The sequence below is a fragment of the Herbiconiux sp. genome (assembly GCF_023264855.1).
Classification (GTDB): domain Bacteria; phylum Actinomycetota; class Actinomycetes; order Actinomycetales; family Microbacteriaceae; genus Herbiconiux.
Map to the genome: position 1 here is coordinate 1 of NZ_JAHFUW010000032.1, position 14,901 is coordinate 14,901.

Here is a 14,901-nt window from a genome sequence, read left to right on the forward strand (position 1 = left end):
GGCGGGCGCGAGCGAGGCGGCGGCCGCCGTGGCCGCGGGCACCAGGGCCGCGCCGCCGAGGCCGGCGAGAACGCGGCCGAGTGTGAACGCCGTGACGTCAGGCGCGAGGGCGGCCAGGATCGTGCCGCCGGCGACGAAGGCGAGACCGATCGCCATCAGGACGGTGCGGGACAGCCGGGGGAGCAGGATGGAGATGGCGGGCGCCCCGACGGCCACCACGATCGAGTAGTCGGTGATCGAGTAGCCGACCTGGCTGGGTGTGACGCCGAGGGTCGCGGCGATGTCGGGCAGCAGCCCGGCGATGACGAAGGCGTTCGTGGCGACGACGAACAGGCCGCCCGCCAGAACGGCCAAGCGCGGATACAGCGGCTTGGCGTACGATTGTTCGATGAACGTCATACCGTGAAGACTATCACTGTTCGATGTTCATCGAACTGTTTTCGCGGCATCCGTTCCTCCGGCAGCCGTCTGACGCGCAGGAGGGTTGTATGAGCAGCGACTACCCGGTTCCCGACATGGCCGACGTCGACCTGGTCGAACTCCTCCGTGCGCTGGCCGACCCGATCCGTCTGCAGATCGTCGTCGTGCTCGCCGACGGAGAGCCTCACCCCAAGAGTGCGCAGGAGTGGGGCTTCGACGTGCAGAAGTCGACCATGGCCCACCACTTCAAGTCTCTGCGGGAAGCGGGGCTCACCCGCACGATCATCGACGGCCGCACCCATGCCATCCAGCTGCGCCGCAGCGAGCTGGATGCGCGCTTCCCGGGCCTGATCGCGTCGCTCATCGGCGGCGCCGCATCCTGAGCCGGCTGCGACTGCGACTGCGGCTCAGACGTCGCTGAGCTCGGCGGTGGCGCTGGCGGTCGCGGTGGCCGGCGCGGGTGCCGCGGCGGTGGGGGTCTCGGCGTGCACGTACTTCCCGCCCGCCAGGAACGAGGCGACCGCGCCGATCAGCGACATCACGGCCGCGGCGGTGAACACGATCACGAGACCGGCGTGGAAGGGCTCCGCGATGAGTTCGGGGAAGAAGGTCTGCCCGGTCAGGGCGGCCGAGTCGGCGGCGGGAAGAGCATCCAGCACCCCCACCGGGCCGAGGATCGACTCGATCGGGTTGTAGCCGAGGAAGGCGGCGAACAGGCTGCCCACCGGCGGGGTCGCGGCCACCTGGCCGGCCACCTCCGCCGTGACGCCGTGGGCCGTGAGGCCCGAGAACAGCTGCTGGGGGAGGGTGTTCGCCAGGCCCGCGATCATCAGCGAGAAGAAGATGCCGATCGAGAGCGAGTTGCCCGCGTTCTGGAAGGTGCCGGTCATGCCGGAGGCCGCCCCGCGTTGCGTCGCGGGCACCGAGTTCATGATGGCCGTGCGGTTCGGGGCCGCGAACATGCCCGATCCGATGCCGTTCAGCAGCGTGATGAGAGCGAAGACCCAATACGCGAAGTTCACCGGGATCAGCAGCAGCGCCACGAAGGTGGCCGCCACCAGCACGAGCCCGGTGGTGGACAGCGCGCGGGCGCCGAAGCGGTCGCTGAGCGTGCCCGAGATGGGGCCGGAGACGAGGAATCCGACGGTCAGCGGCAGCAGGTAGATGCCCGCCCAGAACGGCGTGCTCTCATAGGAGTAGCCGTGCAGCGGCAGCCAGATGCCCTGCAGCCAGATGATCAGCATGAACTGCAGCCCGCCGCGGCCGATCGAGGCCAGCAGGCCCGCGACATTTCCCCAGGCGAAGGTGCGGATGGCGAACAGGCGCACGTTGAACAGCGGATCCCGCACCCGCAGCTCCAGCAGCACGAAGGCGACCAGCACCACCACACCCCCGATGATCGCGCCCAGCACCCACGGATTCAGCCAGCCGGTCGAACTGTCGCCGTAGGGCTGGATGCCGTAGGTGATGCCCGCGAGCACGGCCACCAACCCCACGGCGAAGAGGATGTTGCCCCACCAGTCGATCCGCCCGGCGCTCTTCGTGCCCACCTCGTGCAGTGACTTGTACGACCAGATCGAGCCCAGCACGCCGAACGGCACGCTCACCAGGAAGATCGCCCGCCAGTCCAGCGCGGCCAGGAGGCCGCCGATCACGAGGCCGAGGAAGGTTCCCGCGATGGCCGCGATCTGGTTGATGCCGATGGCCATCCCGCGCCGATTCGCGGGGAAGGCGTCGGTGAGGATGGCCGTGGAGTTCGCCATGATCATCGATCCGCCGACGGCCTGCACGACTCGCCAGCCGATCAGCCAGAGCGCACCGGCGCCCGAGGTGAAGGGGTCGAACACCAGGGCGATGGCTGCGACGGTGAACACGACGAAACCGAGGTTGTAGATCTTGACCCGGCCCACCATGTCGCCGAGGCGGCCGAAGGTCATCACGAGCACGGCCGTGACGAGGATGTAGCCCATCAGCATCCAGAGCAGGTAGCTCACGTTGCCGGGCTCCAGCGGATTCAGCTGGATGCCGGTGAAGATCGCGGGCAGCGAGATCAGCACGATCGACCCGTTGATCGTGGCCATCAGCATGCCGAGCGTGGTGTTGCTGAGTGCCACCCACTTGTAGCGCGGGTGATCCCGGTTGAACATGCCCGTGCGCTCGCGCACCGCTTTCTCCGCCATCGTTCCTCCGGCCGTCGGCGCCGGGGTCGACGCCCTGCTCAGGCAATTAGTTGTTGTGAACTAACTATATGCCTGAGGTGGGTCGAAGTCTGGCGGATCAGTGTTCGGCGACCGAGTCCAGAAAGGCGCGCAGTTCGCTGATCTCGGCCTCGATCGACGTGCCGGTGGTGACCGCGAGCTTGTTGGCCAGCCAGCTGATGCACACCATGGCGGCGGCGGTGATGTCGCCCGCATCCGGCAGCTGCTCCTGTGGATACAGCTCGCCGGGAGTGAGGATCGACAAGGCCTGGCCCAGCGCCTGCAGATTGGCCTCGTTCGAGGCCCCGGCGCGCTGAGAGATGACGGCGTCGAGCAGGGCGGTGGCCGCCAGCTGGCCCTCGGGCGGGATCCGCAGGGTTCGGGCGTCGGCCGCGCCGAAGCGGGATTCGAAATTCTCGTCGTGCATGGCGTGCCCCGATCCGCTCTGGTGCGCCACCCGGGTCGCACCGGCGCCGCCACCCAAAGCGTCGCCTGGGTCAACCGTAGCCCCAGGCGGCCGGGTGCCTCACATGATGGCGCCGAAGTAGGAGTACTTGACGAAGACCTCGGACGCGAATCCGGCCTCGTCGAGCACGCCCTGCACGGCCGTGAGCATGTACTTCGAATCCCAGCCCATGTAGAGGTGGTGGGTGTCGTCGAGCGCGTCCCAGTGGCCGTTCCAGGATCGGGCCTCGTAGACCGGCCCGCCCCGGCGTGCGCTGAACGCGACGACGCTCTCGCGGGAGTCGGCCCAGAGGCGCTTGAAGATGCGGTTGAAGAGGTACTTGACGTCGTACACCTCCCAGTGCTCGCCGCGGTACTCCACGTAGTCCCACTCGCGCTCCCAGCCGCGCGGCCAGCCGCTGCGGCGGATCGCGTCGAGGATGGGGGTGAGGTCGTCGTCGTCGATGCCGCGGAGGGCCGGGCGCGCCCACACTCGCAGGAAGAGCTCGCTCAGGTGCACCGTGCGGGCCGCGATGGCCGCCGTGCCCCAAGCCGGCACCTCGGCCAGCTGCTCGGTGAGGTTCACCCCGCTCTCGGCATAGATCTCGCGCTTGGCCGGGAAGGAGCGGTCGAAGGCGCGCTCCGCGAGCGGCTGCTCGAGCAACGTCAGGTTGCCGAGGGTCTGCGCCAGGGCGCGGTGGCTGTTCTGCTCGTCGTCGCTGTACTCCGACCAGCGGCGCGTGCCGTCGCCGGTCCAGTCGTCGGCGGGTGCGAGCGGCACGACGTGCTCGAGGTCGAGCCCGTCGAGCGAGGCGAGGTCGGCCAGGCGGCCGAGCACGTACGGGGCGTGCGGCAGCTCGGTGAACTTCAGGCCCACCCGCACGCGCTCATCCGAGGGGGTGATGCGCGCGATCGCCCGCACCAGGCTGTCGTCGCCGTCTTCGCGGGCTCGGCACAGGCGCGCCACCAGGCGGTCGTTCGTGAGGCCCACCACCGTGCGGCGCAGCAGCAGCGACTGCACCGACTCCAGGGTGCGGATCAGCGTGATGGCGCTCGAACCGCTGTGCGCGTAGTCGTCGTAGGCGCGCATCACAAGGGGGTACATCCCGCGGCCGAAGGAGGTGAGGTAGCCGAGGTGGCGGGCGATCTGCGGATCGGCTTCGCGCTCCGGCTCGAGCAGCGTGCGATACGTCTCGGCGTACTCGCGCCAGCGGCTCGCGTGGGCGCGCAGGGTGCCGATGTCCAGCCGCGGGAACTCCTGCCGGAAGGCGTCGTAGACACCGCGGCCGCCGGTGACGACGACCTCGCGGCCGGTGGTCATCACCAGGTAGTCGCGCCAGAACTGCGCGATCGACTCGCCCGTGTGCTGCTCGATCGGCAGCCAGTACTCCTGTTCGATCTCGGTCTGCTCGGCGTGCGAGAGACCCATCAAGACGTAGTTGTGGATCAGCTCGTGGTCGCGCAGCGGCTCGCCGGTGGAGTTCAGGCTCTCGAAGATCTGCTGGGCGTTCGCATCCGCCCCCAGGGTGATGGCCACGTGCTCGAGCTTCTGCAGGCCGCGCCAGACCCGGCGCACCTCGTCGGGCCGCACCTGCGAACGGAAGAAGGCGTAGTTGTCGTCGAAGCGGGAGTCACGCAGCTCGTCGCCGTCGTCGCGGCGGTCGAGCACGACGCTCTCGAACACCTCGGCCCAGGCGCGGTGCGGGCGCAGTTTCGTGCGGCCGGGATCGCCGGCGCGCACGAGCACGCGGGAGAGCTCGGCAGCGAGTTCCGGATCGTCGCCGCGGACGGTGTGCTGCAGGGCGGCGACCAGCAGCATCAGCGTGGTGATGCGCTGCTGGCCGTCGATCAGCACGAGCTCGGCGTCATCCGTCGCCGTGTCGGCCGCCGTGGAGAGGATCGACCCGATGAAGTGCGTCTGGCGGTCGTCGGTGTCGGAGACGGTGCGGATGTCGGCGAGCAGCTTCTCGCAGCCGCCGATGTCCCAGCGGTACTGGCGCTGGTAGACCGGGACGACGATGGTCGTGCGTTCGGCGGAGAGCCAGGCGACGGTGTTGACGGCGGTGGCTTCGACGTTCGTGGCAGTGACCATATCGGCCGAGTTTACTGGACGAGAACGCGCCGTGACCGGGTGAGGCGCCTCCCAGGGTGCCGCTGTTAGGCTGACCTAAGTTGGACCTGTTAAAACGTGCTGGTCCTCCGACGAAAGGACATGACGACCGTCATGGCATACATCAAATCAGCAGCGCTGGAAGAGACCGGCTACGTCGTTCTCGACAAATACGACCGCGAGATGGATCCCCGGGAGTGGCTCGACATCGAGTACAACGACTGGAAGTCCTCGGGAGACACCCGCTTCGCCCCGCTGGCCTCGGCCAAGGGCGAGATCGAGTGCAACGGCTTCTGGAACCACAAGCCGCCGCGCACCGACAAAGACGGCGTGTGGATCGACTCGCAGACCGAGAAGGCCCCCGACCTCACCCGTCGCGCCCAGGAGCCGGGCGCCAACGTCGGCCGATGCCGCGTGATCGAGCTGCAGCCGAACACCTACTCCGACTGCCTCTACAACCTCCACCAGGACGACAACAACCGCCTGAACCCGGATGGCACCGGTTGGGTCGTGCGCGGCTTCTTCAACCTGACCGACGACAAGGACAGCTACTTCGTGCTGCGCCACAACCGCACCGACCCCGAGGGTGAGGTGCGCATCGCGCTCCCGGCCGGCGCGCAGCTGATCGTCGACACCCAGCGCCTCTGGCACGCCGCCACCCACCCCGGTGACTCGGCGCGCTACTGCCTGATCACGTCGTGGGAGTCGGGCCCCGAGCTCGACGCCTACATCGAGAAGTACAACGGCGTCTCGCACGTCGAGAGCGTCGCGGTTCCGCAGGACGAGCTCGACGCCGGCCAGGCCGAGCAGACCCGCCGCCTCGCCGCCCGTGCCGCCGCGCTCGCCGCGCGCGGCCAGCAGGAGAAGCTGGTGATGAGCGAGGCCTGATCCTCCGCTCGCACCTCTCGAGGGCCCCGGTCGCGTTCGCGCGGCCGGGGCCTTCGTGTCCCCGCCACTTGACGACGCGCCATCCGTTACTGAGAGCTGCCGTTATTTACACTTAGGGTCATAGGTGTAAGTATGGAGGGTATGGATATTCGCTGGCCCGCCGTTGCATCCGAAAGCGTGCAGTGGCGATCCCGCCTGTCTCCGGATGTCGTCACGAGACGAGCCTGGGAGGAAATGCAGCTCCCGTACCAGGCGAGCATTGTGCCGGAGATTGGTGGCGCGTCGCTGCGCCTTCCGGATGCGGTCGCCGCGGAGGCGGGCGATGCAGCCCAGGCGCTGGTGCGCTTCGACGAGCAGGTCGGACACGTCAACGCCCCGTTCGCCTCGCTGCTCCTGCGGAGTGAGTCGGCCTCGAGCTCGCAGATCGAGAACCTCACCAGCGGCGCTCGAGCGATCGCCGAGGCCGAGATCGGTGAGCGGTCTACCGGCAATGCGGCTCTCATCCTGAGCAACGTGACGGCGATGCAGGCGGCCTTGGATCTCGCCGACCACCTGGACGACGACTCGGTGATCGCCATGCAGCGTGCGCTTCTCGGTCAGTCGCGGCCTGACATCACCGGGGCCTACCGGGACGAGCAGGTCTGGATCGGTGGTAGCGACCACAGCCCGCACCGCGCATCCTTCGTGCCGCCCGTCGCGGAACGAGTGCCCGCCGCGATGCGGGATCTGCTTCGGTTCACGGCCCGGACGGATCTCGCTGTGCTGCCCTTCATCGCTGTCGCCCACGCGCAGTTCGAAACCATCCATCCTTTCGTCGACGGCAACGGCCGCACCGGGCGTGCGTTGGTGCAATCACTCCTGAGGCACACCGGAGTCACGCGCCACGTGAGCGTTCCTCTCTCGGCAGGGCTCTTGCAGCAACGAGACCGCTATTTCGAAGCGCTGAGCCGGTATCGGGAGGGGGACATCGTTCCGGTCGTCGAGGTGTTCTGCTCTGCGGCCTTTGCGGCCGTGGGGAACGGGCGGCAGCTCGCCGATGACATCGCCGACGTGCGAGATCGCTGGCTCGAACAGCTCAGCACGGTGCGCCGTGGATCGACCGCGCATCGACTGGTCGATCTGGCCCTGGAGCATCCGGTGCTGAATTCGCGCGTGGTGGAACAGCGATTGGGTGTGCCTGCGAAGACAGCGCTCGCCGCGCTCACCAGGCTTCAGGACGCCGGCGTACTTGCCCCGGGGAACTCCCGTGCGCGAAACCGCATCTGGGTGGCGCCGTTGGTCATCGCGGCATTGGATGCGTTCGCGGCCCGCAGCGTTCGACGCTGACGGCCCGTGCATGCCATCCTGATGGCGGGGGGATGTTCGGGATGAAGACGCTTGTGATGCGGCGCGGGATCGGCGGCGTGGTCGGGGTGCTGGCCGCGGCCTTGGTGGTTTCGGGGTGCACGGGCGGTGGGGGCGGGGAGCCAGGGCCGACTGCAACCGCGGGGGCGTCATCCGGGACCGGCGTCGCGGCACTGGCTCCCGGGGTCGCGGGGTTCGACGATGTGTACGGGCAGAGCGTGGCGTGGGGGGAATGCGCTCCGCTCGACGCCAAGGTGCAGGCGGCGTTCGATGCGGCGGGGCGCTCACGGGACGACCGCGAGTGCGCGCGGGTGAGCGTGCCGCTGGACTGGGACGACCCCGCGGACAGCGCGCGGATCGAGCTCGCCGTGGTGCGGTATCCGGCCACCGGCCCGGCGTCGGAGCGGCTCGGGTCGCTGCTGGTGAACCCCGGCGGGCCGGGCGGTGACGGGCAGTCGCTCGCGGCACGGCTCGCCGCCGAGCCCCGGGCCGACCACCTCTCGGCCGCCTACGACCTGGTGGGGATGGATCCGCGCGGCATCGGGCAGTCGTCACCGATCGACTGCGTCGCCGACGATGACGTGAAGCCCGACACCGTGCTCTTCGCCGAGTGCCTGCGCGACAACCCGCTGACGCATCACATGGGCACGTCATCCGTGGCGAAAGACCTGGATGCCGTGCGCGTGCTGGTGGGCGACGCGCAGCTGAACTACCTCGGCTATTCGTACGGCACGGCTCTCGGCGCCACCTACGCCTCGCTGTTTCCGCAACTGGTGGGGCGGATGGTGCTCGACAGCGCCATCGACGCCACCTGGAGCGGCCCGATCAACGCTTTCGACCAGACACAGGCCATCGAGCGCGCCTCGGCGGAGCTCGGCGCCAGCTGCGGCGTCACCAACACCACCGCGTTCCCGTGTGCGTGGGCCGACGAGGAACAGCTGCAGGCACTGCGCGACCGGCTGACCGAGACACCCTGGGTCGCGAGCGACGGCACCGAGGTGGGCGACTCCTTCTTCGACGGCTACCTCACCACCACGAACTACAAGGTCAACGCCGAGCGGGCGCACCGGCTGGAGCTGATCGCCGGGGCCGCCTCGGGCGATCAGGCCTCGATCGATGCCATCGCCGCGGATCATGCTTCCTCGTCGGTGGGGCTGGCCGGCTCGATCGTGGGCTGCTTCTCGCGACCGGTGCATCCGGATCTGCTCGCCCTCTATGACCATGTGCTCGAGGTGACCGGGGATCAGGATCGGGCGGCCGACGAGGTGTCCGATCTGGGAACCGATTGCTCGCTGCTGGAGGAGGAGGGCACCGATTTCACCGAGTCGTTCGATGCCACCGGATCCGCGCCGATCCTCGTGATCGGAGTCACGGGCGACCACGCGACCCCCTACGACAAGGCCGTGAGCCTCGTCGCCCAGCTCGGTACGGCCGAGCTGCTCTCGCTCGAGGCCAACCAGCACGGCGCCTCGTACCTCAAGCAGAACGCTTCCTGCATCGATGCGTACACCGACGCCTACCTCCTGCGCGGCGAGCTCCCGCCCGCCGACACCCTCTGCCAGCTCGACGGCGCCCCGTGACACGTGATCCGTGGCGCGTTTGGTCGCAAAATCGTGTCTTTACGTGGTGCGGAAGACACAATAATGCGACCGAAGGGAACTGCGACGAGCGGAGGTCAGGATGCGTCGAGTGACTCGACGCGGAGCAGGGCTGACGTGAGGGTTTCCGCGGTGACGGGGGTGGACGGGGGGACGTTCACGACGTGAGGGGCCGTGAGCGTGCGCTCGACGATGGCGGCGAAGGCCGCCTCGGCGGGCGACGGGGTAGGTGCAGTGGCCGCGTCGGCGGGCTCCACGCCGAGCTCTGCGAGGGAGCGGGGGAGGCCGACCTCGGCGAGGAAGGCGGCCAGGTCGAGGAGGTCGGCATCCGTGGCGCCCGTCAGTGCCAGCTGCACGAGCAGGCCGTAGGCCACGTGTTCGCCGTGCAGGCGGGCGGATGCGCCGGGCACGGCCATCAGGCCGCGGGTGAGGGCGTGCGCGATCGAGAGTCCGCCGTTCTCGAATGCGAGGCCGGAGAGCAGCACGACCGCCTCGACCGTGTCTTCGAACTCCTGCCCGAGAGGATGGCCGGAGCTGCCCGAGCCGCCGGAGCTGTCCGAGCCGCGGGAGCCACCCGAGTCGCCGGGGCCGCCGGGGTCGCCGGGGTCGCCGGGGTCGCCGGGGCCGCCGGGGCTGCTCGAGCCGCCGGAGCCGCCCGAGTCGCGGGAGCCACCCGAGCCGCCGGACTGGAGGGCGTGATGCGACTTCAGGGCGGCGAGAGCTGCAACCGCATTTGCGCGGAGCGTGCGGTAGCAGCCCTCGCCCACGATCGAGGCGATGAGCAGGCCGGGCGTGCCCTGCATGGTCGACCCGCCCGCAGCGCGTGTGGCCTCCACCTCGAAGTGCTTCGAGAGGGCGTCGCCGATGCCGGCCGACAGGAAGCGCGCGGGCGCCCCGGCCATCACGAGGGTGTCGACCAGGACGAGGGCGGGATTGTGGTCCATCAGCGGCACGGCGGTCAGCTGGTGGTGCTCGTCGTACATCGCGATGGCGCGGCTCGCGGGGCTGTCGTTGCTCGCGATGGTGGGAACCGTCACGACCCGCAGGCCCAAGCGCCGGGAGACGCCTTTGGCGATGTCGATCGTCTTGCCGCCGCCGACCCCGACCACGAAGTCGCTGCCCGCGGGCGCCGCATCCGCGATCGAATCGATGGAAGGCTGCGTCACCTCCGCCGAGACCGGCACGCAGTGCACGCGGGTGCCCGCCGCCGCCTCGCCCGCGAACGACGCCGCGATCTGCGGCTCCAGCGCGTCGAACAGGAACGCGTCGATCAGCACGAGCCCCTGCGATCCCAGCGACAGCGACGCGACCTGCGGGCCGAGCTCGTCGAGCGCTCCCGGCCCCTGCACGTATCGACCGGCTGCCCCGAAGACGCGCAGGCCGCGGGCGGGAGACTCGGCCTCAGGCATCCGGAGCCCCCAGCAGCTCGGCCGGGTAGGCGTCTTCGGGAGCGCCGTACGCGGTGTACGCGCCATCCACCGGCAGGATCGCACCCGTGATGAACGTGGCCTGGTCGCTGGCGAGGAAGGCCAGGGCGTCGGCCACATCCTGGGCCGTTCCCATCGCTCCGGTGGGGGAGCGACGCAGGATGGCGGCCACGTCGAGCCGGCCCTCGGCCGCCAGCTTCTCGGTGAGCGGGGTGCGGATGTACCCCGGCGCTACCGCATTAACCCGGATGCCGTACCGCGCCCACTCGGCCGCGAGCACCCGGGTCATCATGCTGACCGCGCCCTTCGACGCGCTGTAGGCGGTACGCCTGGGCAGGCCGATCACGCCCGCGATCGAGCTGAGGTTCAGGATGACGCCGCCCCGGCCCGAATCGCGCATCGCGCGGGCGACCGCCTGGCACATCAGGTAGCTGCCGGTGAGGTTCACGTCGATGATCTTCTGCCAGTGCTCGAGCGAGTGCTCGAAGGTGTCGCCCGCGCCCTCGGCGATGCCGGCGCTGTTCACCAGGATGTCGATGCCGGAGGTGCCGGCGTCGGCGAGCGCTGCAGCCACGACCGCGTCGACCTCGTTCTGCCGCGCGATGTCGCCCGTGACGGGGAGGTGGCCGCTGCCGGGGAGCAGCGCGAGAGTGGCCTCGAGCCCCGCGGCCGAGAGGTCGCACGCCACGATCCGAGCCCCCCGGGACGCCATCGTGATCGCGGTCGCCCGCCCCAGTCCGCTGCCGGCGCCCGTGATCAGCGCCACGCGGCCGGCCAGCGACCCTACCGGTGCGGACTCGCCGGGTTCCGTGGGGGCTCCGGATCCCGGCGAGCCGCCGTGTGGGGCCCCTGACGTGCCCGCCATCAGAGGCCGTCGACCACGGCGCGCGTGATGCGCCCCTGGTCCATGCCGTACTTCTCCTCCATGTACGCCTGCGAGCCGCACTCGTGGAAGCGGTGCTGGATGCCGATCTTGATGATCGGCACGTGGATGCCCGCCTCGTAGAGCGCCTCCACCACCATCGTGGCGAGCCCGCCCGTCATCTGGTGGTTCTCGGCGATCACCAGCCGGTCGACCCCGGCCGCGAAGCGCACCACGGCCTCGGTGTCGAAGGGCTTCAGCGTGGGAACGTGCAGCACACCGGCCGAGACACCGGCTGCGGATGCGGCATCCGCGGCCACCAAGGCTCGCTGGGTCATGAACCCGGTCGAGATCACGCCCACATCGCTACCCGTGCGCAGCCGCTTCGCCTTGCCGAATTCGAACTGGTACTCCGAGGGATCGAACACGACCGGCACCTTGCCGCGCAGGCTCCGCACGTAGACGGTGCCCGGGACATCCGCCACCGCCTTCACGACCTGTGCGAGCTCGGTGGCGTCGCAGGGATCGATGATGCTGAGCTCGGGGATCATCCGCAGCACCGCGATGTCGTCGGTGGCCTGGTGCGTGGCGCCGTAAGGGTTCATCAGCCCGGGCATCCCGGCCAGGATCTTCACGTTCGCGTTGCTGTGCGCACACGCGATGATCAAGAAGTCGAGCGCCCGCCGCGTGATGAACACCGAGTAGCTGGTGCAGTAGGCGATCTTGCCGGTCTTGGCGAGGCCGGCGGCGATCATCAGCAGGTCGGCCTCGGCCATCCCCACCTGGAAGAAGCGCTCCGGATGCGCGTCGCGGAACGGCCGGATGTCGCTGAAACGCCCCATGTCGGCGGTGAGCCCGACGATCTCGGGCCGGTTCTCCGACAGTTCGACCAGCGCCCGCCCGAGCGGTGCCACCTCGTACGGACCCTCGACGTCGAGGATCTCGCCCATGCCGCCGGCGCGGCCCTTCAGGTCAACCACGGCTGTTCCTCTCGTCCGACGAGGGCCCGTCGTAGTTCTCGTCCAGTTCGGCGCGCAGCTTCGCCCACTCGTCCGGATCTACCCGCACGAAGTGCGCGCGCTCGCGGGCGACCAGCGTGGGAATGCCCTTGCCGGGAGTGGTGCGCAGGATGATCGCCTTCGGTTTCCCGTCGAGCGCGCGGGCGTTGTCGAACGCCGTCATGAGCGCCTCGATGTCGTTGCCGTCGATCTCCTGGGTGTCCCAGCCGAACGCCCGCCACTTGTCGGCGATCGGCTCCATGCCGAGCACGGTCGGCCCGTCGGCCTGGATGCCGTTGCAGTCGATCACGAGCACCAGGTTGTCGACGGCGTGCGCCGAGGCGGCCATCGCCGACTCCCAGATCGAGCCCTCCTGCAGTTCGCCGTCGCCGATCGCGCAGACGATGCGCCCCGGATGCCCGTCGATGCGGTAGCCGAGGGCCATCCCGACCGCCTGCCCGAGGCCGTGACCGAGCGATCCACCGGTGATCTCGACGCCCGGCTGGTCGTCGAAGGTGCTGAGGGCCAGCCGCGCGCCGTTCAGCCCGAAGGTGTCCAGCTCGGCCTCGTCGATGTAGCCGATGCGGTGCAGCACCGCGTACAGCGCGATCGAGTAGTGGCCGATCGAGAGCACGAAGCGGTCGCGGCCGCTCCATTCGGGGTCGTGCGGATCGAAGGCCAGTTCGCGGAAGTAGAGCACCGTGAGCAGGTCGGCGATGTCCATGCCCTGCGCGATGTAGCCCTCGCCCTTGTCGCTGGCCATCCGGAGCATGGTGCGGCGCAGCTTTTGCGCCTCGGCGCGCAGCTCGCCGGCCGTGCGCTCGGTGGCGGGATTGCGCCGCACGGTCGTTCCCAGGGGGTCGGATGCCACGGGCTCAGGCCTTCACGGAGGCGGGAGCCGCCTCTGCCGGCTGCCCGTCGGTGAGGAAGTGCTCGCCGAACTCCGAGGAGCGGTCGGCATCCATGAAGTCCATGTACGCCGCCATCCCACCCATGAAGAAGTAATTCACCACCGGCTTGCCGGGGATGTTCGCACCGTTGATCCAGGAGTTCACCCGCGGGAACAGCGTGAGGGCCGCGCCTTCGTCGCAGAGCTCCATCCAGTCGTCCTCCGCCTTCTGGGTGGGCTCGAGGGTCTTGGCGCCCGAGTCGATCGTGTGCTTGATGGCATCCGCGATCCAGTTCACCTGCGCCTCGTGCACCGGCGGCTGGTTCGTGAACGGCCCCATCGGCCCGTAGACCATGTACATGTTGGGGAAGCTCGCCGTCATCGTGCCGAGGTAGGTGTACGCGCGGTCGCGCCACTTGTCCTGCAGCGTGAGGCCGTGCCGGCCCTGCTGGAAGATGCGCAGCTGGTTGCCGGAGACCGCGTCGAAGCCGGTGGCGAGCACGATCACGTCGAGCTCGTATTCGGTGTCGCCGGCCTTGATGCCCTTCTCGGTGAACTCCACGATCGGGTTCGTCTTCACGTCGACGAGCGTGGTGGTGGCCCGGTTGTAGGCCTCGTAGTAGTTGTCGCAGCACAGCGGCCGCTTGGCGTACAGCTCGGTGGGCACCAGGAGCTCGGCCACGATGGGGTCGTTGACCGTCTCGCGGATGCGCTTCTCGATCACGTCCGTCGCCGCCTTGTTCGAGATCTCGCTCGTGCCGACGTCGTTGAAGGCCTTGAACATGTACTGGAAGCCGCCGCCGTCGTCGTAGACCTCCTCGAAGCGGGCATGCCGCTCGGTCTCGTCGACGCTCTCCGCCGAGACCTGGCTCTCGGGGAAGCCGAAGGCGGTCGTGGAGTACAGCACGTCGTGGTGGTAGCCCTCGAAGTCGTCGCGGATGCGGGCGATCAGGTCGGGGTCGATCGGCCGGTGCCGGGAGGGCACGACCCACTGCGGGGTGCGCTGGAAGACGGTGAGGTGCTCCACGATGGGGGCGAGCTCGGAGATCACCTGGATGCCGCTGGACCCGGTGCCGATCACGCCGACGCGCTTGCCCTTCAGTTCGACGGGCTCGTGCGGCCAGCGGGCGGTGTGGTAGATCTCGCCGCGGAAGTTCTCCTGGCCGGGGAACTCGGGCACGTTCGTGGCCGAGAGCAGGCCCACGGCCTCCACCAGGAACTGCGCCGAGAAGTGCTGGCCCTTGTCGGTGACGACCTGCCAGCGGTTGCTGTCCTCGTCGAAGATCAGGCTCTCGATCTGGGTGCTGAACTGGTAGTTCTTGCGCAGTTCGTAGCGGTCGGCCACGTGGTTGAGGTAGGCGAGGATCTCGCTCTGCCGCGGGTAGCGCTCACTCCACTGCCATTCGTTGTAGAGCTCCTTGTCGAAGAAGTAGCAGTAGGCGTTGACCTCGGTGTCGGAGCGGGCACCGGGGTAGCGGTTCCAGTACCAGGTGCCTCCCACGTCGTCCGCGTTGTCGAACGCCTGGACGGTGAGCCCGAGGTTGTCGCGCAGCGCGTGCACCGTGTACAGCCCCGCGAACCCACCTCCGATGACAACGGCATCGACTTCGATCACATCCGGCCGTGTAGCGACATTGCTCATCGTCGGATTCCCTTTCTCTTCCCAAGACTGACTAGGACACGATCATCACCCGCGCATCGCGGGCTCCGGCCTGTCCGTCGC

The 14,901-nt window shown here is 69.0% G+C and carries 13 protein-coding genes; 4 read left to right on the forward strand and 9 right to left on the reverse strand.

The window, feature by feature from the left end:
- The coding region (locus Q0D75_RS13305; protein WP_291054190.1) for an MFS transporter at nucleotides 1-399 on the reverse strand (399 nt) is incomplete at its 3' end.
- An 89-nt stretch (nucleotides 400-488) separates the two neighbouring features.
- On the opposite strand from Q0D75_RS13305, the gene Q0D75_RS13310 reads away from it, so the two are divergent.
- Nucleotides 489-803: a helix-turn-helix transcriptional regulator gene (locus Q0D75_RS13310; RefSeq protein ID WP_291054191.1), complete on the forward strand. Its 315-nt coding sequence runs from the start codon at nucleotides 489-491 to the stop codon at nucleotides 801-803.
- Between the two features lie 24 nt (nucleotides 804-827).
- Here the strand turns inward: Q0D75_RS13310 and Q0D75_RS13315 are convergent, their stop codons facing one another.
- The 3 genes from Q0D75_RS13315 to Q0D75_RS13325 form a co-directional block, all read right to left on the reverse strand.
- Nucleotides 828-2,600 (reverse strand): MFS transporter, encoded by a 1,773-nt coding sequence (locus tag Q0D75_RS13315; RefSeq protein WP_291054192.1) that lies wholly within the window; start codon nucleotides 2,598-2,600, stop codon nucleotides 828-830.
- A gap of 97 nt (nucleotides 2,601-2,697) precedes the next feature.
- Nucleotides 2,698-3,045: a hypothetical protein gene (locus tag Q0D75_RS13320; RefSeq protein ID WP_291054193.1), complete on the reverse strand. Its 348-nt coding sequence runs from the start codon at nucleotides 3,043-3,045 to the stop codon at nucleotides 2,698-2,700.
- A gap of 99 nt (nucleotides 3,046-3,144) precedes the next feature.
- Entirely contained in the window at nucleotides 3,145-5,154 is a 2,010-nt protein-coding gene (locus Q0D75_RS13325; RefSeq protein ID WP_291054194.1) for a DUF262 domain-containing protein, read from the reverse strand.
- 132 nt (nucleotides 5,155-5,286) lie between these two features.
- Between Q0D75_RS13325 and Q0D75_RS13330 the strand changes: the two genes are divergently transcribed.
- The 3 genes from Q0D75_RS13330 to Q0D75_RS13340 all read left to right on the forward strand — a co-directional run bounded on the left by Q0D75_RS13330 (nucleotide 5,287) and on the right by Q0D75_RS13340 (nucleotide 8,984).
- Entirely contained in the window at nucleotides 5,287-6,060 is a 774-nt protein-coding gene (locus tag Q0D75_RS13330; protein ID WP_291054196.1) for a hypothetical protein, read from the forward strand.
- Nucleotides 6,061-6,201: 141 nt separating this feature from the next.
- Nucleotides 6,202-7,386, forward strand: coding sequence for a Fic family protein (locus Q0D75_RS13335; protein WP_291054198.1), 1,185 nt, complete (start codon nucleotides 6,202-6,204; stop codon nucleotides 7,384-7,386).
- Between the two features lie 41 nt (nucleotides 7,387-7,427).
- A complete protein-coding gene (locus tag Q0D75_RS13340; RefSeq protein ID WP_291054200.1) occupies nucleotides 7,428-8,984 on the forward strand; it encodes an alpha/beta fold hydrolase in 1,557 nt (518 codons plus the stop codon).
- Between the two features lie 95 nt (nucleotides 8,985-9,079).
- Here Q0D75_RS13340 and Q0D75_RS13345 read toward each other — a convergent pair whose 3' ends face one another.
- The 5 genes from Q0D75_RS13345 to Q0D75_RS13365 all read right to left on the reverse strand — a co-directional run bounded on the left by Q0D75_RS13345 (nucleotide 9,080) and on the right by Q0D75_RS13365 (nucleotide 14,820).
- Complete coding sequence (locus Q0D75_RS13345) at nucleotides 9,080-10,411, reverse strand: iron-containing alcohol dehydrogenase (RefSeq protein ID WP_291054202.1); 1,332 nt, start codon at nucleotides 10,409-10,411, stop codon at nucleotides 9,080-9,082.
- Nucleotides 10,404-11,195 (reverse strand): SDR family oxidoreductase, encoded by a 792-nt coding sequence (locus tag Q0D75_RS13350; RefSeq protein ID WP_291054204.1) that lies wholly within the window; start codon nucleotides 11,193-11,195, stop codon nucleotides 10,404-10,406. The genes Q0D75_RS13345 and Q0D75_RS13350 overlap by 8 nt, the downstream gene beginning before the upstream one ends.
- A gap of 98 nt (nucleotides 11,196-11,293) precedes the next feature.
- Complete coding sequence (locus tag Q0D75_RS13355) at nucleotides 11,294-12,271, reverse strand: transketolase C-terminal domain-containing protein (RefSeq protein ID WP_291054206.1); 978 nt, start codon at nucleotides 12,269-12,271, stop codon at nucleotides 11,294-11,296.
- On the reverse strand, nucleotides 12,264-13,160 hold the full coding sequence (locus tag Q0D75_RS13360; protein WP_291054209.1) for a transketolase: 897 nt from the start codon (nucleotides 13,158-13,160) through the stop codon (nucleotides 12,264-12,266). The genes Q0D75_RS13355 and Q0D75_RS13360 overlap by 8 nt, the downstream gene beginning before the upstream one ends.
- A gap of 4 nt (nucleotides 13,161-13,164) precedes the next feature.
- Nucleotides 13,165-14,820, reverse strand: coding sequence for an NAD(P)/FAD-dependent oxidoreductase (locus tag Q0D75_RS13365; RefSeq protein WP_291054210.1), 1,656 nt, complete (start codon nucleotides 14,818-14,820; stop codon nucleotides 13,165-13,167).
- Between the last annotated feature and the right edge of the window lie 81 nt (nucleotides 14,821-14,901).